The 18,643-nt window shown below is 71.1% G+C and carries 20 protein-coding genes; 7 read left to right on the forward strand and 13 right to left on the reverse strand.

The features are described from left to right. Positions 1 to 96 precede the first annotated feature (96 nt). A complete protein-coding gene (locus AWZ10_RS35880; protein WP_046706532.1) occupies positions 97 to 1,002 on the forward strand; it encodes a LysR family transcriptional regulator in 906 nt (301 codons plus the stop codon). On the opposite strand, the gene AWZ10_RS35885 is transcribed toward AWZ10_RS35880, so the two are convergent. Next, the gene (locus AWZ10_RS35885; RefSeq protein ID WP_060893090.1) at positions 992 to 2,470 is read right to left on the reverse strand and encodes a helix-turn-helix domain-containing protein; all 1,479 of its coding nucleotides are present in this window, start codon (positions 2,468 to 2,470) and stop codon (positions 992 to 994) included. The genes AWZ10_RS35880 and AWZ10_RS35885 overlap by 11 nt on opposite strands. Positions 2,471 to 2,713: 243 nt before the next feature. Between AWZ10_RS35885 and AWZ10_RS35890 the strand changes: the two genes are divergently transcribed. After that, positions 2,714 to 3,334: a hypothetical protein gene (locus AWZ10_RS35890; protein ID WP_060893091.1), complete on the forward strand. Its 621-nt coding sequence runs from the start codon at positions 2,714 to 2,716 to the stop codon at positions 3,332 to 3,334. Positions 3,335 to 3,453: 119 nt separating this feature from the next. On the opposite strand, the gene AWZ10_RS35895 is transcribed toward AWZ10_RS35890, so the two are convergent. Next, positions 3,454 to 4,788 (reverse strand): alpha/beta hydrolase, encoded by a 1,335-nt coding sequence (locus AWZ10_RS35895; RefSeq protein ID WP_046706529.1) that lies wholly within the window; start codon positions 4,786 to 4,788, stop codon positions 3,454 to 3,456. 68 nt (positions 4,789 to 4,856) lie between these two features. Here AWZ10_RS35895 and AWZ10_RS35900 point away from each other — a divergent pair, with 68 nt between their 5' ends. Together AWZ10_RS35900 and AWZ10_RS35905 are read left to right on the forward strand one after the other, a co-directional pair. Then, a complete protein-coding gene (locus AWZ10_RS35900) occupies positions 4,857 to 5,474 on the forward strand; it encodes a TetR/AcrR family transcriptional regulator (protein ID WP_046706528.1) in 618 nt (205 codons plus the stop codon). Between the two features lie 229 nt (positions 5,475 to 5,703). After that, the gene (locus AWZ10_RS35905; protein WP_046708990.1) at positions 5,704 to 6,225 is read left to right on the forward strand and encodes a mycothiol transferase; all 522 of its coding nucleotides are present in this window, start codon (positions 5,704 to 5,706) and stop codon (positions 6,223 to 6,225) included. Here AWZ10_RS35905 and AWZ10_RS35910 read toward each other — a convergent pair. The 6 genes from AWZ10_RS35910 to AWZ10_RS35935 all read right to left on the reverse strand — a co-directional run bounded on the left by AWZ10_RS35910 (position 6,201) and on the right by AWZ10_RS35935 (position 12,328). After that, positions 6,201 to 7,277, reverse strand: a complete 1,077-nt coding sequence (locus AWZ10_RS35910) for an adenosine deaminase (protein ID WP_046708989.1) — start codon at positions 7,275 to 7,277, stop codon at positions 6,201 to 6,203. The two genes, AWZ10_RS35905 and AWZ10_RS35910, sit on opposite strands and share 25 nt — an antisense overlap. Positions 7,278 to 7,378: 101 nt before the next feature. Further along, on the reverse strand, positions 7,379 to 7,774 hold the full coding sequence (locus tag AWZ10_RS35915; protein ID WP_060893092.1) for a VOC family protein: 396 nt from the start codon (positions 7,772 to 7,774) through the stop codon (positions 7,379 to 7,381). Between the two features lie 249 nt (positions 7,775 to 8,023). Next, the gene (locus AWZ10_RS35920; RefSeq protein ID WP_046708987.1) at positions 8,024 to 9,259 is read right to left on the reverse strand and encodes a hypothetical protein; all 1,236 of its coding nucleotides are present in this window, start codon (positions 9,257 to 9,259) and stop codon (positions 8,024 to 8,026) included. A 48-nt stretch (positions 9,260 to 9,307) separates the two neighbouring features. Beyond that, positions 9,308 to 10,249: an aldo/keto reductase gene (locus tag AWZ10_RS35925; protein ID WP_060893093.1), complete on the reverse strand. Its 942-nt coding sequence runs from the start codon at positions 10,247 to 10,249 to the stop codon at positions 9,308 to 9,310. 353 nt (positions 10,250 to 10,602) lie between these two features. Next, positions 10,603 to 11,490 (reverse strand): glycoside hydrolase family 19 protein, encoded by an 888-nt coding sequence (locus AWZ10_RS35930; RefSeq protein WP_060893094.1) that lies wholly within the window; start codon positions 11,488 to 11,490, stop codon positions 10,603 to 10,605. Positions 11,491 to 11,698: 208 nt separating this feature from the next. Further along, positions 11,699 to 12,328 (reverse strand): hypothetical protein, encoded by a 630-nt coding sequence (locus AWZ10_RS35935; RefSeq protein WP_060893095.1) that lies wholly within the window; start codon positions 12,326 to 12,328, stop codon positions 11,699 to 11,701. A gap of 239 nt (positions 12,329 to 12,567) precedes the next feature. Here AWZ10_RS35935 and AWZ10_RS35940 point away from each other — a divergent pair, with 239 nt between their 5' ends. Together AWZ10_RS35940 and AWZ10_RS35945 are read left to right on the forward strand one after the other, a co-directional pair. Continuing rightward, on the forward strand, positions 12,568 to 13,611 hold the full coding sequence (locus AWZ10_RS35940; RefSeq protein WP_060893096.1) for an acyl-CoA dehydrogenase family protein: 1,044 nt from the start codon (positions 12,568 to 12,570) through the stop codon (positions 13,609 to 13,611). Between the two features lie 68 nt (positions 13,612 to 13,679). Continuing rightward, positions 13,680 to 14,180, forward strand: coding sequence for a GNAT family N-acetyltransferase (locus tag AWZ10_RS35945; protein ID WP_060893097.1), 501 nt, complete (start codon positions 13,680 to 13,682; stop codon positions 14,178 to 14,180). Between the two features lie 52 nt (positions 14,181 to 14,232). On the opposite strand, the gene AWZ10_RS35950 is transcribed toward AWZ10_RS35945, so the two are convergent. The 4 genes from AWZ10_RS35950 to AWZ10_RS55985 form a co-directional block, all read right to left on the reverse strand. After that, entirely contained in the window at positions 14,233 to 15,384 is a 1,152-nt protein-coding gene (locus AWZ10_RS35950) for an LLM class flavin-dependent oxidoreductase (RefSeq protein ID WP_060893098.1), read from the reverse strand. A gap of 36 nt (positions 15,385 to 15,420) precedes the next feature. Then, positions 15,421 to 15,879 (reverse strand): hypothetical protein, encoded by a 459-nt coding sequence (locus AWZ10_RS54345; RefSeq protein ID WP_244172659.1) that lies wholly within the window; start codon positions 15,877 to 15,879, stop codon positions 15,421 to 15,423. Positions 15,880 to 15,883: 4 nt separating this feature from the next. Further along, the gene (ssuE, locus tag AWZ10_RS35955; protein ID WP_046702504.1) at positions 15,884 to 16,438 is read right to left on the reverse strand and encodes an NADPH-dependent FMN reductase; all 555 of its coding nucleotides are present in this window, start codon (positions 16,436 to 16,438) and stop codon (positions 15,884 to 15,886) included. Positions 16,439 to 16,735: 297 nt separating this feature from the next. Beyond that, a complete protein-coding gene (locus AWZ10_RS55985; protein WP_350284076.1) occupies positions 16,736 to 16,819 on the reverse strand; it encodes a putative leader peptide in 84 nt (27 codons plus the stop codon). Positions 16,820 to 16,956: 137 nt separating this feature from the next. Here AWZ10_RS55985 and AWZ10_RS35960 point away from each other — a divergent pair, with 137 nt between their 5' ends. Then, on the forward strand, positions 16,957 to 17,871 hold the full coding sequence (locus AWZ10_RS35960) for a LysR family transcriptional regulator (protein ID WP_060893099.1): 915 nt from the start codon (positions 16,957 to 16,959) through the stop codon (positions 17,869 to 17,871). Positions 17,872 to 17,887: 16 nt separating this feature from the next. Here AWZ10_RS35960 and AWZ10_RS35965 read toward each other — a convergent pair. Further along, positions 17,888 to 18,643, reverse strand: a 756-nt coding sequence (locus AWZ10_RS35965) for an MMPL family transporter (protein ID WP_159058477.1), incomplete at its 5' end; no start/stop codon positions are given.

Below are 18,643 nucleotides of genomic sequence, written 5' to 3' on the forward strand. Positions count from 1 at the left end.
GGAAGTCCCCGAGAACCGGTGTCCACTCTTTCGCGACCTGGGGGCATTGGTCCAACAGAAGAATCCGATGGGATTCAGCGCCTACTCTTCTCAGTCATGGAACTCCGCCATCTGCAGCATTTCGTCGCCGTCGCCGAGGAGGAGCACTTCACCCGGGCCGCCGAACGGCTGTTGGTCTCCCAGTCGGGTCTGTCCGCCTCCGTACGGGCCCTGGAGCGTGAGCTGCAGACGCCGCTGTTCGTGCGGACGACCCGCAGGGTGACGCTCACGCCGGCCGGGCGGGCGCTGCTGACGGAGGCGGAGCGGATCCTGGCGCAGGTGCGGTCCGCCCGTGAGGCGGTGGCCGCGGTGCAGGGTGTGCTGCGGGGCATGCTGGCGCTCGGATCGGAACAGTGCGTGGCCGGGCTGCATGTGGCGGGGCTGCTCGCCGCGTTCCGGCGGCTCCATCCGGATGTGGAGATCTGTCTGCGGCAGGCGGGCTCGGGGGCGCTCGCGGAGGAGGTCGCGAGCGGGCGGCTCGATCTGGCGTTCGCCGTACGGACGGCTCAGGAGGACACCGACCAGCTGCGTGTCGTACCGCTGTCCAGCGAGCCGATGACCGTCCTGTGCCACCCCAGCCACCGCCTCGCGGCCGCCGGCGCCGCCGTGACCCCGGAGGAACTGGGCGGCGAGGTCTTCGTCGACTTCCACCCGGACTGGGGCCCGCGCCGCACCACCGACGCGGTCTTCGCCGCCGCGGGCGTTCGGCGGGCCGTCGCCCTGGAGGTCAACGACGTGCACAGCCTCCTGGAGCTCGTCGACGAGAACCTCGGCATCGCCGTCGTCCCACGCCACTACCGGCACAAGCGCGACTCCCTCACCGCCCTCGCCGTCAAGGGCACCGCCGAGACGGTGTACGAGACGGTCGCCCTGCTGCCGCCCCCGCAGGCGACGAGCCCGGCGGCACGCGCCCTGATGGAACTCCTCGATGCCGCGGTCGAGTGTCCTGAGGTCAATCCGTGAGGGGCGCCCACTGGTGCTGCTCGGTGGCGTACGTGTAGCGCGGCAGTCCCTTGATCCCGGTCGTGCGGAACGGGCGGCCGTTGTCGTCGATCCGGACCGTGCCGGTTCGGCCCTCGGAGGACCATTCCAGCTCCAGGTACCAGAGGCAGTCGCAGGTCTCTGTCTGCGCGCTGACCGTCAGGACCTCCGAGTCCTCGGCCGACACGCTGTACGGAAAACGCACGGCGGGCAGTGGTATGTCCAGGTCGGCGCCGTCGACCGGGCGGGCGATCGGCCGGTTCTTGTCCAGGTCGACGTCGAAGTACCGGGGGCTGACCCGTCCTCCGCAGCCCTGGTCCATCGCGTAGGCGTTGCCGTCGGCGGGAGCCGTGCGTCCGACGACGCGCACCCGCAACGCCGTCAGGACGACGGCCGCGGACTTCCGCCCCTGCACCGTGATCTCCACGATCGTGTTCCGCCCGTGCACGGCCTGCTGGGTCGCGGCCCAGGCGCCCGCGTCCTGCGGCGTCGGCGGCGGGGGCACCTTCGTCGGCGGCTTGGCGATGACGTAGTCGTGGCCGCAGCCCAGCTTCCACAGCTGGGAGTTCGCCGTCCAGGTGAGGGGCACCCCGGTGGCCGGGGGCCGCCGCTCCTCGGTGTCGTCGTTCTTCGTGGGGGTGCTTCCGGGCTTCGTGGGCGTGGGTGAGGGGGGGCCCGAAGGGCTCTTCGTGGTGTCCGACGACGGGGACGGGCTCGTGGGTGCGATCGACGGGCGCTGGGCTCCTGCTGTCGTACGGGAGGGCGCCGGGTCGCCGCCCTGTGCGGCGCTGTTCGTCGGAGGACGGCCGGACGGCAGGGCGGCGAGGGTGCCCAGGATGGCGATGAGCACCGCGGCGACCGCCGCACCGACGAGGGCGCGTCGGCGGCGGTTCCAAGGGCGCCGGGGCGGCGGCGGGGCCGAGAGCACCTCCGGCCGGGTCGAGGCCGAGGTCGAAAGGGACGGCTCCTGGGCCGACGACGGGCCTGGCTCGGCAGGCTCGGCGGCATCGGCAGGCTCGGTCAGCCCGGCGGGATCGGCAGGCTCGACCGGCCCGGCGGGCTCGACCGATTCGCGGGGATCCGCCGACCCGGCAGGTTGGACCGGCAGGACAGGTTCGGCCGGCTGGGCCGATTCCGTCGGCGTCGACGAACCGGACCCCGCACCACCGGGCGCTGCCCCGGGCGTACGTGTCCGCTGCCGTGCCGCCACCGCCAACAGCCACAGCCGGTGGAGTTCCAGCCGCTCCTCCCCCGTCGCCCCGCAGAGCGCGGCGAAGCGCTCGACGGGCGCGAAGTCGAGGGGGACGGTGTCCCCCGCGCAGTACCGGTGCAGCGTGGAGGTGTTCATGTTGAGACGCCGGGCCAGCTGCCCGTAGCTGCGGTCCGTGCGTTCCTTGATACGCGTGAGCGACGCCGCGAATTCCTGGACGTCGTCCCGTGCTGCCGACACTGTTCCCCCGTGTCCTACTGTCCCGGGACGGCATCCCAGGCACTCCATATATGTGCACGTCAGACGGGCCGGGATGGTTCCATGGTCGCCGATCGGGCGTCGGCCGTTGCGCCCACCCCCGGCGACGGCCGATGCTCTTGGTGTCGCACCGACCAGGGCCGGACGGACCATCCGGCGTCGGCGGCGCAGAAGCACCACACTCATCCACGTACCCGATCGGGTACTCGTTCACGGGGGACACCCATGCCCAAGCGCACCCGAGCAAACGTGCTCACCGCACTCGTCGTCGCGGGTCTCACGGCGGGCTCCGCACTCGCCGCCGGCGCCGTACCGGCGGCCGCCGCGAAGGCGAGCAGCGCACCGAAGTTCCTTTCGGCGTCCCAGCTCCCGCCGCACCCCTCGTCCTCCTGGACGGCGGGCAAGATCGAGGACGGCGTCCCCGAGGTGTTCCAGTACTGCCTGGGCGACGCGCTCCTGGCCTACGACGCCCGGCACCGATCCTTCCGCACGGACCTGGAGACCGGCGCCAACCAGCTCATCGTCGTCGCCGGCAACGACAGCAAGGCCAAGGCTCTCGCCACCCGGCTGAACAAGGACTTCCGGGACTGCGTGAGCGAGTCCTCCGACCCGGACGTCAAGGCCGAGTACCGGGACCTCGGGACGCTGCCCGTCGAGGAGGGCGCCCGCGTCCACGGTGTGGCCACCGTCACGTCCTGGGGGGCCATGGACATCCGGCTCCTGTCGGTGGGCCGGGACGGCCGGACCGTCACCGTCGTGGACTGGGGGCAGATGGGCGGCTTCAAGGACGCGCCGGTCAAGGCCTTCAAGAAGACGACGACCACCGCCGTCAACAAGCTCCACTGACCGCGGACCACCGCGAGAAGCCTTTTCCGGACTAAGAGCTCGTCCTTGGCTGTACTTCCGCAGGGCTCAGGCGGCTTCGCGGTTTCGCCCGCCGTTGCCGGTGACGGGCTGAGACGTCTTCATTTGTGGTCGCGCAGGAAGGTAGGGATCTCGTCGCGGGTCGGGTAGTTCGGCAGGGGTGCTGGCTTGCCCTGAAGGAACGCGGTGATGACGGCGACGGCCCGGTCGTTGTTGTCGTCGAGGCCGTTCCACATGTGGTGTCCGACTCCGGGCATGTACTGCGTGCGCTGGATGGCGGGGTCATTGGCAAGCACGGCGGTCGCCCATTGACGGACCTGGGAGGAGCACTCGGCGATCATCAGCATCGCGGCGGTCCGGGAGCGCCTCAGTTGCGGGGCGATGGAGGGTGAGTCCTTGACTGTCTGCTGGATGCGGAGGCTGGCGGCGGGGCTGAAGGAGAAGTTCTGTGCGGTGTCCTCGGTGGGGATGCGGTGCGCGTCGCGCGCGCAGTAGGCGGATGCGGTGTCGCTGCCGAGGTCTGCGGCGGTGAACGCGTTGTCGCCTTCGGCCTGTCCGATCAGTCCGGTGTCGGGGGGGAGGAGTCCGAGTCGCATGAGGCCGAATGCCACGGCGTACCGGGGGACGTGCGTCGATCGCGGTCCGGTCGGGGCCGGCGCGAGGCTCCGTGCGGATGCTCGGCCCTTGTGCCCGGCGATGTGTGCGGTGGGGCCGTCCATGGGCCCGGGCTCGGCGACGATCGCCCGGTGCAGGCGTGCGGCGACGCCAGGGTCGGCCAGGGCTCGGGTGAGTACGACTCCGCCTCCGGAGAATCCGAGGATGTCGACCTTGCCCTTGTCTAGGCGGTCGATAAAAGCGGCGAGGTCACGGACCGACCTGGAGATCATGTACTGGTCCATGGTGAGCAGGTCGCTTCGTCCGCCACCGGCCTGTTCGTAGGCATAGACGTCGTAGCCCTGGCGGGCCAGAAGTCGCAGAAACCGGTGGTCCTGCAGCGAGACGCCGCGGACGGGTCCTCCGTGGAGGTACACGAACGGGACGGGATGCCGGGGGCCGGGGTTCGCGGGCGGGTAGTGATACACCGCGACCCGGCTGCCCGTGGCCAGGTTCCAGTGCTGCGTGGCCACGAAGGTTAGGGCGGGCGGGTACTGACGGTCCGTGGGCACGGTCGGGATGCAGACCGTCGCTGTCAACGCCGCCGCGACGATCACCGGTAGGAACGGCACGAGCCGCGTCGGCCAGGTGCGGTGCCGGCCCCGCCACAGCGCGAGGACAGTCCCGGTCCCGAGGGTCGTCAACCACGCGGCGAGCCCCGAACCTGCCCCGCCCGTGAGGGCGATCAGTGCGAGAAAGACGACGACCAGCATGGCGATGGCGGCCAGGGCCAGCAGTAAGCGTCCGGTGAAGCGGACGAGACGTAAGACGGGCGTGGGCACGGCGGACCTCCGATAGTTTCAGAACGCTGTTTCAAAACGACGTTATCAGAGGGAGTAGGCTGCTGGCCGTGGGTAGGCCGAGAACAAACGACGAGGCCGTCAAAGAGCGGCTTGTGGAGTGCGCGACCGAGATGCTCGCCACCCGTCCGCGGGAGTCGGTCTCGGTCCGCGCCGTGGCCGCTGCCGCCGAGGCCTCGACCACGGCGGTGTATTCCTTGTTCGGTGGCAAGGACGGGCTGATCGGTGCGGTGCGCGACAGAGCCGTCGCCGGCCTGTTCCAGGACGTGTCGGCGGTGCAGACCTCCGCGGACCCTCTCGCCGACCTCTACGCGCTGGCCGTCGCCTACCGTCGTTGGGGGTGCGGGCACAGCCACCTGTACACGGTGCTGTTCGGTGGTGTGCAATCCTTCGACCCGTCGGGGGAGGTCGGTGCCAGTGACCCGATCCGTCCGCTCCTCGCGGCGATCGATCGCGCCTTGACGGCATCCGTCCTCGTCGGCGACGCAACGTCGATCGCCCTGTCGATCTGGGCAACCCTGCACGGGCTCGTGACTCTCGAACTGGCCGGGGCCCTCGACGCCACCACGGCCGAGGCGGCATTCCGCTCATCGATTCACGCCACGCTGCGCGGATGGACGACCCTGGCGGTGTTCCGCAGTCTTCGCCAAGCCGAACTTGCTCGGTGACAGGATCAGGGCCGGTATCCGGGCTCTCCCGATCCTGGCTGAAGCAGTGGTGCGTGGTCGGTGAAGACCGGCACATGACCCGCGACCTCAAGATCTTCCACATCGGCACGAAGGGCGCCGCCGGAAGCTACGGAATCCGCGCGGTGCGCGTCGAGGGGGGTGATCCGTCGAGGGGGGTGGTCCGTCGGGGGGCGGTGCGGGCGCGGCCCCGATGCCCGATGGTGGACGTATGGATGCGAAGGACGTTCTCATCGACGCGTACGGCCGGATCAAGGAGGGGGTCCACGCCGCCGTGGACGGGCTGTCCCCGGCGGAACTCCGCGCCCGGCCCGCCTCCGACGCCAACTCCGTCGCCTGGCTGGTGTGGCATCTCACCCGGATCCAGGACGACCATGTGGCCGATGCCTCGGGGCTCGACCAGGTCTGGCTGTCCCAGGGCTGGGAGAGGCGCTTCGGGCTGGCTCTGCCCGCCCGGGACACGGGCTACGGGCACAGCACGGCGCAGGTGGCCGAGGTGCGGGTCGACTCGGGGGACCTGCTCACCGGCTACTTCGACGCCGTGCACGAACGGACACGCGCGTTCGTGCACGGCCTCGGTGCCGACGACCTGGACCGGATCGTGGACGAGCGGTGGACGCCGGCCGTCACCCTCGGCGTACGCCTGGTCAGTGTCCTGGCCGACGACCTTCAGCATGTCGGCCAGGCAGCGTACGTACGAGGACTGGTTCAGCGCGCGGAGGCCGAGGCGTAGCCCGGCAGGACGACGTCCTGGATGAGGGCGTTGCGCTCGTCGAACGGGATGAAGGCGCTCTTGAGGGCGTTGACGGTGACCGTGCGCAGGTCGTCGAGGGTCCAGCCGGCCTCGTCGACGAGCAGGGTCATCTCGCGGGTCATCGTGGTGCCCGAGACCAGACGGTTGTCGGTGTTGAGGGTGACGCGGAAGCCGAGGTCCCTCAGCGCCGTGATCGGGTGATCGGCGATGGAGGTGGCCGCGCCGGTCTGCAGGTTGGAGGTGGGGCACATCTCCAGGGCGACACGGCGGTCACGGGCCCAGGAGGCGAGGCGGCCGAGCTTGCCGTCGACGATGTCCTCGGTGATGCGGACGCCGTGGCCGATGCGCTGGGCGCCGCAGACCTGCAGGGCCTGGTGAATGCTGGGCAGACCGTGGGCCTCGCCGGCGTGGATGGTGAACGGGACGCTCTCGCGGCGCAGGTGCTCGAAGGCGGCCAGGTGGTCGGCGGGCGGGAAGCCGTCCTCGGCGCCCGCGATGTCGAAGCCGACGACTCCGGCGTCCCGGAAGGCGACCGCCAGGTCGGCGGCCTCGCGGACCCGGTCGAACATGCGCATCCCGCACAGGATCGTGCCGACCCGGACCGGGGTGCCCTGGGCAGCCGCCTTGGCCATACCGGCGGCCAGGCCCTCCTGCACGGTCTCGACGACCTCGCTCATCGTGAGCCCACCGCGCGTGTTCAGCTCGGGGGCGTAGCGCACCTCGCCGTAGACGACACCGTCGGCGGCCAGGTCGAGCACGTACTCCTCGGCGGTGCGCAGCAGGCCCTCACGGGTCTGCAGCACGGCGAGGGTGTGCTCGAAGGTGGCTATGTAGCGCACCAGGTCACCGGAGTTGGCTGCCTCGTAGAACCAGGCGGCGAGGGCCTCCGGGTCGGTCTCCGGGAGGGTGTGACCGGCCTCCGCCGCGAGCTCCACGAGCGTGGCGGGGCGCAGACCGCCGTCGAGGTGGTCGTGCAGGACGGCCTTGGGAAGTTGGCGGATGGTGTCGGCGTCGATGCGGGGCGCGGTCATGGCGTTCGTTCCTCGGCTGGTGGTGCGGTGGTGGGGGTGGAGCGGGTGACCGAGTGACCCGGTCGGCGGCGGGGTGGCCCGAGCGGCTCGGGGCGGCCCGGTCAGTCGGTGGCGGGCTGGAGGAGATCCCAGCGGTTGCCGTACAGGTCCTCGAAGACGGCGACCGAGCCGTACGGCTCGTGGCGCGGCGCCTCCAGGAAGCTGACGCCCGCGGCGAGCATCCGGGCGTGGTCGCGGGCGAAGTCGTCGGTGTGCAGGAAGAAGCCCACTCGTCCGCCGGTCTGGTCGCCGACCCGGCCGCGCTGGGCCTCGTTCTTGGCCCTCGCGAGCAGCAGTGCGCCGCTGTGCCCGTCGCTTCCCGGTTCGACGACGACCCAGCGGCTTCCGTCGGGCCTCGGTTCGTCCTCGACGAGCCGGAAGCCGAGCGCCTCCGTGTAGAAGCGGATCGCCTCGCCGTAGTCGTGGACCACGAGGGTGACCAGGGCCATGCGTCTCATCGGGGCCTCTCGGGTGGGCGCGAACCGCGCGGAGATCGGACGAAGCTCGCACGGAGATCGAGTGGTGATCGTCCGAGAGTCGCTCGGGGTTCCCGGGAGGTTATACGTAACACGCACCGGACGGCAACTAGCATTTTCTCCGTACGACGCTCGGGGGTCGCGTCCATGGCGGGCGGGGTGCCCCGCGGCACGGTTGAGGCCCCCTGCCGTGCAGGGGGCCTCAGGACTCGGGAGGGCCGAAGCCCGCGATCACTCGCCCGGCGACGCCTTGCGGAGAGCGGCGATGCAGGTGTTGAGGGCCTGCTGGAGGTCCTCAAGGCGCTGCAGCATGTCGTCCTCGTAGATGGCGTCGAGGTCGACGGCGTCGTCGAGCGTCAGCTCCTCGAAGACCTTCGTCGCCTTCTGGAGACTGCTGTAGAACTTCGTCCGGCGCTCCTGGACCCTCAGCTCCGGGTCCGCCTCGACGGTCTGGACGACGAGTTCCTTGACGGTGTCGTACGCCTCCGTCGCCCACTCGCCGGTGTCCTCGTCGCCGTCCAGCTCGTCGATGAGGGACAGATGCCGCTCGGCTTCGGCGCGCAGCTCCGCGGTGGCGTCGATCACCTGGCCGGCCGGGGTCTTGACCTGTCCGTTCTCCACGATCTGCCGGACGTACCCGATACGGCTCGCGGCCTGGGTCTCGTTCGCGACGGCCTTCTTCAGTTCGTCGGTGCGGGCGATGTCACGGGCCAGTTCCGTCTGCAGGGAGGGGTCCTCCTTGAGACGGTCGAGGAGAGCGGTGCGGGCCGCCTGCGCGGTGGACGGGTCGCCGAGGATCGCGGCGCGCAGCGCGGTCGGGTTCTCGGCGACCTCCAGCGCCTTGGTCGGGCGGATGCCCTCGGCCTCGGCGGCCGCCGTGATCGCGGTGCCGCGGTCGGAGGTCGCGCCGGACCGGGAGCTGTAGTACGTCAACCACACGTCCGAGTCCGGGAGATCGATCTCCTCGCCCGGGGCCAGCGCCTCGAAGTGCGGGACCATGCCGTCGTCGGCCGCCTTGTCCCACGCCTTGTAGTACCGCATGACCCGCTCCGGCGAGCACCCGGCGAGTTCGGCGAACCGCTTCGCCGACACCTTCGGCGTCTCGCCCGCCGTCTCCCCGCCGGGCCGCACGCTCCGCGCCACCTTCAGCGCGAACGCCCAGCCGCCGGTGCGCGCGTACACCCCGAACTCGCGTGCGTCGCGGGCGACTTGCTCGTCCACGAGGTCGACGAGGGTGTCGTCGCCGGGCGCGTCGGCGGCGGGCTCCCGCACCGGAGCCTCCTCGCCGGACGGCTGCGCCGGCACCTCGGCACCGGGCGCGTCCTCAGGGGTCTGTTCCTCGGCCGCGACGGGCTCGACCCAGAAGCCCTCGTCCTGTGTCGGGATTCCCCCGGTGGCCTCCGGTGCGGCGGGCGTCTCGTCGGCGGGCGGTACGTCCGATGCGGAGTGGGCGGTGGCTACGCTCACGAGTGACTCTCCCGAGTGGTGACGAACGGCAGGGGCGGAACAGGCAGCCTATATGAACCCGTTGATGCTGCTTTGCCCCGACGCCTCGCCCCGGTGCACGCCGTCCAGCCGGGCCACCTGCTCCGCCGTGAGCCGGAGGGCGCCGGCGGCGATGTTCTCGGCCAGGTGGTCCGGATCTCCCGTGCCGGGGATGGCGAGGACGTGCGGTCCCTGGTGGAGGGTCCAGGCGAGCCGGATCTGCGTGGGGGTGGCGTCATGGGCGCGGGCCACGGCGAGCAGTTCGCCGTCGTGCTCGGTGCTCGCGCCACCTTCGGGACCGGCGTCGCCGGCGATCGCGTAGAACGGGACGAACGCGATGCCCTGTTCGCCGCAGACGCGCAGCACCTCGTCGGCGGCGGGGTCGGGGGCGTGCAGGCCGAACCGGTTCTGGACGCAGACCACCGGCGCGATCGCCCGAGCCTCCGCGAGATGCCGGGGTTCGACGCCGGAGACACCGAGGTGGCGGATGAGCCCGGCGTCCCGCAGCTCGGCCAGCGCGCCGAAGTGCTCGGCGATGGATTCCTGCCGCATCCGGCGCAGATTGACGACGTCGAGGTGGTCGCGGCCCAACTGCCGCAGGTTCTCCTCGACATGGCCACGCAGCTGGTCGGGGCGGGCGGCCGTGCCCCACTCCCCCGTGTACTCGCGGTGCGGCCCGACCTTGGTGACGACGACCAGGTCGTCCGGGTACGGCCCACCCAGCGCGCTGTTGATCAGTTCGTTGGCGGAGCGCAGGGACGAGAAGTAGAAGGCGGCCGTGTCGATGTGGTTGACGCCCAGCTCGATCGCGCGCCGCAGCACGGCGATCGACCCCTCACGCTCCCTCGGCGTCCCGAGGTGGAAGGCGGCGCTGCCCGTCAGCCGCATCGCGCCGAAGCCGACACGGTTGACGGACAGGTCACCGAGCATCCAGGTGCCCGCGGCACTCGCGGTGATGGTCGACGAGGTCACCGCCGCAGTCTCGCACGCGCCGGGCACCGCGCCCGTCGGATTTCTACGGACAGACATACGTGACGGACAGACATACGTGACGGATGGACAGACGTGACGGATGACGGATGGACGTCTGTGTGGAGCGTCGCCACCGCCGAAGCCGGGTCGCCCAGGTCGTAGCGGTCCACGGCGAGGAAGTCGGGACTTCTTGCGGGCGGCGGATCGGCAGAACCGCTGGGCACGGTCGTGGCGCGGGGGCTCGGCAGGTCGATGCCCTTCGTCGGAGCGAGGGGGGTGACTCAGGGGCCCGGCCGTGGCCGGACCCCCGCAGCGAAGTCAGGTGCATGACATCTGGGACCGTTCCGCGGACGTCAGCAGTACAGGTTGCCGCCCGCAGAGGTGCCGAGGATCTGGACGAACCGCTGGTACGCGCTCACCCGGCTCTGCACCTGCGCCGGGTTCTTGCCGTCGCACTCCAGCGAGCCGTTGATACTGCGGATCGTGTGCCCGAAGCCGGCGCTGTTGACCATCGCGTGGTGGCCGGTCATGGTGCCGGGGCCGGTCTGGGTGTTCCAGTACCACAGGGCGGTCTTCCAGGCGACGGCCGCGTCGTTCTGCACCAGCCAGGGGTTGCCCAGCAGGTTCAGGCCGAGCGCGTCACCGGCCGCCTTGTAGTTGAAGTTCCAGCTGAGCTGGATGGGACCGCGCCCGTAGTAGGCCGCCTGTCCGGCCGGACAGCCGTACGGCCTGCCCCAGTCGCAGTAGGTGGGGTAGTTGGCGGTGTTCTGCTCGACGATGTGGACGAGCCCGCCGGTCTCGTGGTTGACGTTGGCGAGGAAGGCCGCCGCCTCCTGCTTCTTGACGGTGTCGCTGCCGGTGGTGGCGAAGGCCGGGTAGGCACTCATGGCCGCCCGCAGCCCGCTGTACGTGTAGAACGAGTTCCGGTTCGGGAACATCTGCTGGAACTGCGCCTCGCTCACCACGAACCCGGAGGGGTTGGTGGGGCCGTTCTCGCAGGCGTACGGCTCCCAGTACCAGGTGCTGATGGTGGGGTCGTACCCCGGGTTGTCGTGCTCGGCGATGTACGCCCTGCCGTCGGTGTAGCGCACGATGTCGCCGGTGACGTAGGACTTGCCGGCCACCCAGCTCGCGTAGCTCGAACACGCTGCGGCGGACGCGCTCTGGGCGGGCAGCAGAAGGGGTGCGGAACCGCCGATGACCAGCGCGGTCAGTGCGGCGGAGATACGACGCCTCGACACGGGACCAACTCCTTCGTGGAGCACGGCCGCACCCGGGCAGGGGCCCGAAGGCGTGACTGGACGGAACCTCGCGCGCACGCGCCGGCGGAGCCGACCACGGCGTGGGCGCGGCCGTGGTGGGGGGTGTGGGGCACACTCAACCGCGTTGGTCTGTACCAGTCAAGGGTGTAGACCAGTCGACTCGTATGACACGAGGTCAGGCGCTGGATCAGGTCAGTCCTCGGGGCAGCCGAGCCAGTAGCCGAAGCCGCACGCCCGTCTGGACCTCGGGGTGGGCCCCCTCGACGATCGCGTCCACATCGCCCTTGCGGTAGGCGTCGAGCAGTGCGTCGTGCACCTTGGCCACGGCGAACCTGCCGGCCCGGGTCCCGTCGGCCGGGTCGCCCGGCAGCGGTTCACGCCGCGTACGGCCCCAGAAGAGTTCGCCGGTGATGCCCTCGGAACCCATCGTCGGAAACAGCATGACGATGGGGCGCTCGCTCTCGGCGCCGGTGTTCTTGTCGCGCCCCCGGCCCGACCCGCTCACGAAGGTGTACCAGGAGGTGTTGATCTCCGTCACGGGCCGGATCCCGACCACGGCGGCGAACCGGTGCATGTCGCGGTAACGGCTCTCGATGGCCTCGCATGTGTCGACGATCCGCTGCGTCGGGATCTCCTTGCCCTCTTCGAGGGTGGGGACGACGGTGTACGCGTAGGGTCCGCTCGGTGCCAGCGTCGCCAGGATGTCCTCGACCACGTCGACGTACTCGGCCTTGACGTGCTTCCACGCGACCGCCGAGGTCTGCACCCGGAGGTCCGACGAGACGAGGAGTTCCTCGACCTTGGCCCGGTCTTTCATGGTCCTTCTCCTCACGGGGCCGAGCGGCCCGGTGGGGGTGGGAGCGAACCGTCGCCCATGGAGCCGCCGGGGCGCGGCCCGGCGATCACATGCGAGCGCAACGGCCTGACCGGTTGCGGCCGTCGACCTGACGTCGGGCCGACGTGGCGCAGGTCACACGGTCCACGCCGCCCGAGAAGATGTGATCCTCCGGCCCCGAAGATGTGATCTCTGGGGCCGGAGCCGGGGAGAATCACCCCATGACCACGTCACCGCACCCCCTCGTCGTCCAGGCGCGCCGGCTCGCCGCCGAGGTGCTCGCGCCGCAGGCGGAGCGCGTCGACCAGGAGGGGGTGCCCGCGAGCAGTATCGAGGCCATCAAGCGGTCGGGACTGCTCGGGGTGAGCGCGCCGGTGGCTTACGGCGGGGCGGGAGCACCCAACTCCGTGGCACGGGACACCGCCGAGATCCTGGCGGGGGCCTGTTGTTCCACGTGGTTCGTGCAGACCCAGCACTACACGCCCGTGCTGACCCTGGTGAAGAGCGAACTACCCGCCCGTGAAGGGCTGCTGGGGAAGCTGGCCACCGGCGAACTGCTGTCCGGTGTCGCGTACGCGCACTTGCGCAGATATCCGCAGGTGCCGGTGCGGGCCGTGCCGAAGCGTGGTGGCTGGCGGTTCCACGGCACGGTTCCCTGGTACACGGGATGGGGGCTCAACGATGTGATGCTGCTGGCCGGGGTGACGGACGCGGACGAGGTGGTGTTCGCCTTCACCGAGGCCAGGCAGCAGTCCGGGCTGAAGGCCTCCGCGCCCATGCGGCTCGCGGCGCTCACGGCCGCCCGTACGGTCTCGCTCGACCTCGACGGACTGTGGATCCCCGAGGAGGCGGTGGCCCTGCACGCCCCGTACGAGTCCTGGGCCGCGAGCGACCGCCCCAAGCCCACGAACGCCTCGCCTGCGGTGTTCGGGGTCGCCGAGTCGGCGCTCGGTCTGCTGGACCAGGACGACCCCACGACGAAAGGGCTGCGGCTGCGGCTGGACAAGGTACGGCGGCAGGCCTACGCCCTCGCCGACCATCCGGCGCCCCATGAGCACATGGAGGAGCGGCTCGCCCTGAAGACGAAGGCGTTCGACCTGATGCGCACGGCGACGACCGCCGCGGTCGTCTCCGGCGGCGGACGCGCCCTCGACCTGGACAGCCGGGCGCAACGTCTGGCCCGCGAGGCGCTCTTCCTGCTGGTGCAGGGCCAGACCGCCGAGGTGCGCCGGGCCCACCTCGGCTCGCTGTCGGCCGCGTACTGATCCCCGGCAGCGGACTTGCGCCGTGGGGCCCGCACGAAGCCCGGCAGGTGTCGTGTGATGCTGGCGTCATGACTCACCAGCGCGAGATCTCCGTCGTCAAGTGGACGGGCCGGACCGCTTCCGCCGTGGGCGGGCCGACCTCGTTGCTCGCCGCCTACCACCTGCGGACCGAGGCCGAGAAGGGCGAGCCCGTCGCCGATGCGGAGGGGCTGCCGGACCGCTACCGGGCGGAGATCTCCGACCCGGCGGCCGCGTTCGCCGACGATGCCGTGCTGGTGGCGCTGAGCGGGGACACCGCGGTGGGCTGTGTGGTGGTGACCGCTCCCACCGACGGGCGGTCGGAGATCAAGCGACTCTGGACGGACCCGGCGTTCCGGGGCCGGGGCATCGCCTCCGGCCTGCTCGACGCCGCGCTCGCACATGCCGCGGAGGGTGGCGTGAGCACGGTGCGATTGTCGGTGTGGAACTGGCGGACCGGGGCCGTCGCCCTGTACGAGCGACTCGGTTTCGAGATCACCGAGTCGTGGGACGAGCGGGATCGACTGGTGTGCATGGAGCGCGCTGTGTGAGCGTCGCCCGGTCCGAGGGGGCAGGAGCGGCTCCGCTGTCGCTCTCTTCGGCTCACCCCTTCCAGCCCGCGAACGGCACCTGTGCCGTGGCGGTCGTCGGCCCGGCGAAGGGGTGCTGCCACACCCCCTGGGCGGCGAGGCGCGGGAGGACGCCCTCGCCGAACCAGTACGCCTCCTCCAGGTGCGGGTAACCGGAGAGGACGAACTCGTCGATACCGAGGGCGTGGTACTCCTTGATGCGCTCGGCGACCTCGTCGTGGCTGCCGACGAGGGCGGTGCCCGCGCCCCCGCGCACCAGGCCGATGCCGGCCCAGAGGTTGGGGTGGATCTCCAGGCTGTCGCGGTTGCCGCCGTGCAGGACGATCATGCGCCGCTGGCCCTCCGACTCGCTGCGGGCGAGTCCGGCCTGCACGGACCGGACGGTCTCGGGGTCGAAGCCGTCGAGCAGCCGGTTCGCCTCCGCCCAGGCCTGCTCGGCGGTGTCGCGGGTGATGACGTGCAGCCGGATGCCGAAGCGGAGGGTGCGACCCTCGTTCGCCGCCAGCCCCTTGATCCAGGCGATCTTCTCGGCGACCTTGGCCGGTGGCTCCCCCCAGGTGAGATAGACGTCGACGTGCCGGGCGGCGATCTGCCCGGCGATCGACGAGGAGCCGCCGAAGTACACCTCGGGCACGGGGTCGGGCAGCCGGGCCAGCCTTGCGTCCTCGACCCGGAGGTGTTCGCCGTCGAGGTCGACGGTCTTGCCCTCCCACAACTCCCGTACGACCTCCAGGAACTCGCCGGTACGGCGGTACCGGTCGTCCTTGTCGAGGAAGTCGCCGTAGGCGCGCTGCTCGTGACTCTCGCCACCGGTCACGACGTTGAGGAGGAGTCGTCCGCCGGTGTGCCGCTGGAAGGTGGAGGCCATCTGGGCGGCGAGCGTGGGCGAGACGAAGCCGGGGCGGAAGGCGACCAGGAACTTCAGGCGTTCGGTGTTCTGGCTGACCATCGCGGTGGTCAGCCAGGCGTCCTCGCACCAGGCACCGTTGGGGGTGAGGGCGCCGACGAAGCCGAGGTCCTCGGCGGCGCGGGCGATCTGGCTCAGATAGGCGACCGTCGGCGGCCGGTCCCGGCCGGACTCGGTGGCGGGGGCGCCGTGGCCGCCGCCGACGACGTGACGGCTGTCGCCGTTGGTGGGCAGGAACCAGTGGAAGGTGAGGGTCACGTGGGGTCTCCGATCAGGGATGTCGGCGGCGGCAGGTCATCGGGGCCGACCTTCGGAGCAGGCCGCGGCGTGGGGGTCCGGTGCCGTTGAGGACATGGCGCCCGATGTGCTGGTTCTTCCAGCGGGCCGGGTCGTGCAATCCAGGAGGGGCGGCGCGCAGCGCCTCGTTGAGGGGCGGTGGTCGTGCGGCGGGTGGGCGGGTGCGGGCGTCGCGCCGATGCCGGTGCAGGTTGCGGGAGTTGAGCGCCGAGCGGGTGCCGGAGCCTCGAACAGGGCGCCTGCGATCTCGACATCGGCGGAGGCCGACAGCCCTGAGGCGGAGAGCCGGTCCAACTCGGCGCGCGGCAGCCGCCGGTCGGCGTCCCTCTCCGGGGCACCGGCACGGAACTCCGCGGCGGGCGCGGCGGCGACGGTCAGGGCGTCGTCGGCGACCACCTTGGCGGGCGGCGGACCGGAGGGGGAGGCGGCCGGGGCTTCGGTGAGAGCGTCGGTCATGGCGTCAGCTCGCGGCGGCCAGCACCGGCACGGGGCCGAGGGCGTTGAGGAACTGGTCGACGACCTGGCCGAGGGCCTCGGCCGTGGCCGGGGCGACCGTGACCCTGCCGTCCTCGCCGACGGTGATGTCCTTGTCGAGGGTGAACCACCCGGGGACGATGTGCCGGGCTCCCATGGAGCTGAGCACCGGCCGCAACGCGTAGTCGATGGCGAGGACGTGGGCGGTGGTGCCGCCGGTGGCCAGGGGCAGCACGGTCTTGCCGGTGAGGGCGTACTGCGGGAGCAGGTCGAGCAGGGCCTTGAGGACTCCGGAGTAGGCGGCCTTGTAGACGGGGGTGCCGATGACGATGCCGTCGGCCCGCTCGAAGAGTGCGGTCGCCTCGACGATCGCCGGGTGCTTGAAGTCCGCGCCGAGCAGGGCCTCGGCGGGGATGGTGCGGATGTCCAGCGGCACGACCTCGTGGCCCTGGGCGGCCAGGCGGGCGTCGAGATGGCGTACGAGCTTCGCGGTGCGGGAGGAGACGGAGGGGCTGCCGGAGACGGACAGGACGGTGGCCATGGGCCCTCTTTCTGGGAACCCGGGGTGACCGCGCGGACGGGCACGCCGGAAGGGAGCGAGCGGTCAGGAGTACCGGGTGGGGATCGAGCAGTTCGCCTTTTCACGGGCGCGGCGGGCATGCGGAACTTCTGTCACGGAGTGTTTTCGGGCACGTCTGATTCTTCGGGCACGCCTGATTCAGGGTCAGGGGGTGCGCGGGCACTTCAGCAGGAGGAGCGCATACATGTCATGGGATGCGCGGGCACGGTGAATTCAGGCGCGGAAAGCAGAATTGCGCGGCGGATCGCGGAGAGGTGATCAGGCCGCGGCGCGACAGGAGGCGCTGGAGACGCGCGCGAGGTCGACGTGGCGTCGCCGCGTGAGGTCCAGTCGCATCTTCATGCCGTCGATCGTGACAGCCGTCGTCGACGGGCGTCAAGGAGAACCCGACCGGTCTCGTATCCCGGACCATTGAATTTCACGAACGTGTGACAGGGAAACCCTTGAACGGGCTGGAAATAAGCGCGCATTCTGCTGCCGTGCGGACAGAACAACTGGAATACATCACTGCGGTGATCAGGCTCGGTTCCTTGCGCCGGGCCGCCGAGGAACTGCGTCTCTCCCAGCCCGCGTTGAGCGAGACCGTGCGGAATCTGGAACGTGAACTCGGGGTCGATCTGCTGGAGCGCAAGCGTTCCGGCGCGACGATGAGCGCATCGGGCCGGGAACTGTTGCCGCACGTCGTCGGGGTGCTGGACGCGGTGGACCGACTGCGGGCCGCGGCGGGCGAACAGCACCGCATCAGCCGGACGGTCCGGCTGGGCACGGTCTACGCGGCGACCGTGCCGCTGCTCATCCCGGTGATCCGCGACTTCCGCGCCACGCATCCCCTCACCCAGGTCGAGGTGGTCGGCGCCCAGCAGACCGACATCCACCGGGGCCTGCTGGAGGGCTCCTTCGACCTCGGGCTCGTCAACCACCTCGACGGCGACGACGTGCCCGCCGAGTTCGAGTCCACCGAACTGCTGCGGGGCCGCCCGGTGGTGGTGGTCCGTCCGGACAGTCCGCTGGCGTCCGCGGCGGCGGTGTCCGTGGACGATCTGCTCGGCGTACCGCTGATCGGGATGCGCTCGGGGTACGTCATGCACCGCTACGTGCACCGGCTCCTCGACGGCCGCGACCCCGCCTTCGCGTACTCCACCGACGGTGCCGAGATGGGCAAGCTACTGGTCGCGGAGGGGCTCGGGGCGACGGTCCTGCCGGACTTCAGCGTGATCGACGACCCCCTGGAGCGGCGGGGCGCTCTCGTCCACCGGCCGATCGCCGGTGACACCACACGGGTCCTGCTGATGCTCCAGCGCCGCAGGGCGGACTCCGTACCGCGGGCCGCGGGGGACCTGCACGAGGCGTTCGTCCGCCGGGCACGGGCGCTGGGCGCCCGGGCGTCCTGCTGAGCCGGGCGCCCGTTGGTCACCGTTCGCCGTGGGCCCGCGCCTCGCCGGAGCCCGGGCTCCCCGGCCACCAGGCACGCTCGCCGAGGTCCCGTACCAGCGCCGGCACCAGCAGCGAGCGCACCACGAGGGTGTCGAGGAGGACTCCGAAGGCCACGATGAAGGCGATCTGGGCGAGGAAGGCGAGCGGGATCACGCCCAGCGCGGCGAACGTCGCGGCGAGCACCACGCCCGCGGAGGTGATGACCCCGCCCGTGCTGACCAGCCCGCGCAGCACGCCCTGGCGTACGCCGTGCCGCAGGGACTCCTCGCGGACCCGGGACATGAGGAAGATGTTGTAGTCGACGCCCAGCGCGACGAGGAACACGAACCCGTAGAGGGGTACCGACGGGTCGGTGCCGGTGAACCCGAACACGTGCCGGAAGACGAGTGCGGAGACGCCCAGCGTGGCGAGGAAGTTCAGGGCGACCGTGGCGACCAGCAGGACAGGCAGCAGCAGGGAGCGCAGCAGGCCCGTCAGGATGAGCAGGATGAGGGCGAGGACGACCGGGACGATCAGCGTGCGGTCGCGTTCGGCGGTGCGCAGGGTGTCGTACTGCTGTGCGGTGCGGCCGCCGACGAGGGCGTCCGCGCCGGGCACGGCGTGCAGGGCGGCCCGCAGTCGGGCCACCGTCCGCCTGGCGGCGTCGCTGTCCGCGGCGGCGTCCAGGGTGACGTCGACCCGGACACGTCCGTCGACGACCAGTGGTTGGCCGCCGTGTCGCCAGGATCCGGT

It is taken from the genome of Streptomyces europaeiscabiei, from assembly GCF_001550375.1.
Classification (GTDB): domain Bacteria; phylum Actinomycetota; class Actinomycetes; order Streptomycetales; family Streptomycetaceae; genus Streptomyces; species Streptomyces europaeiscabiei.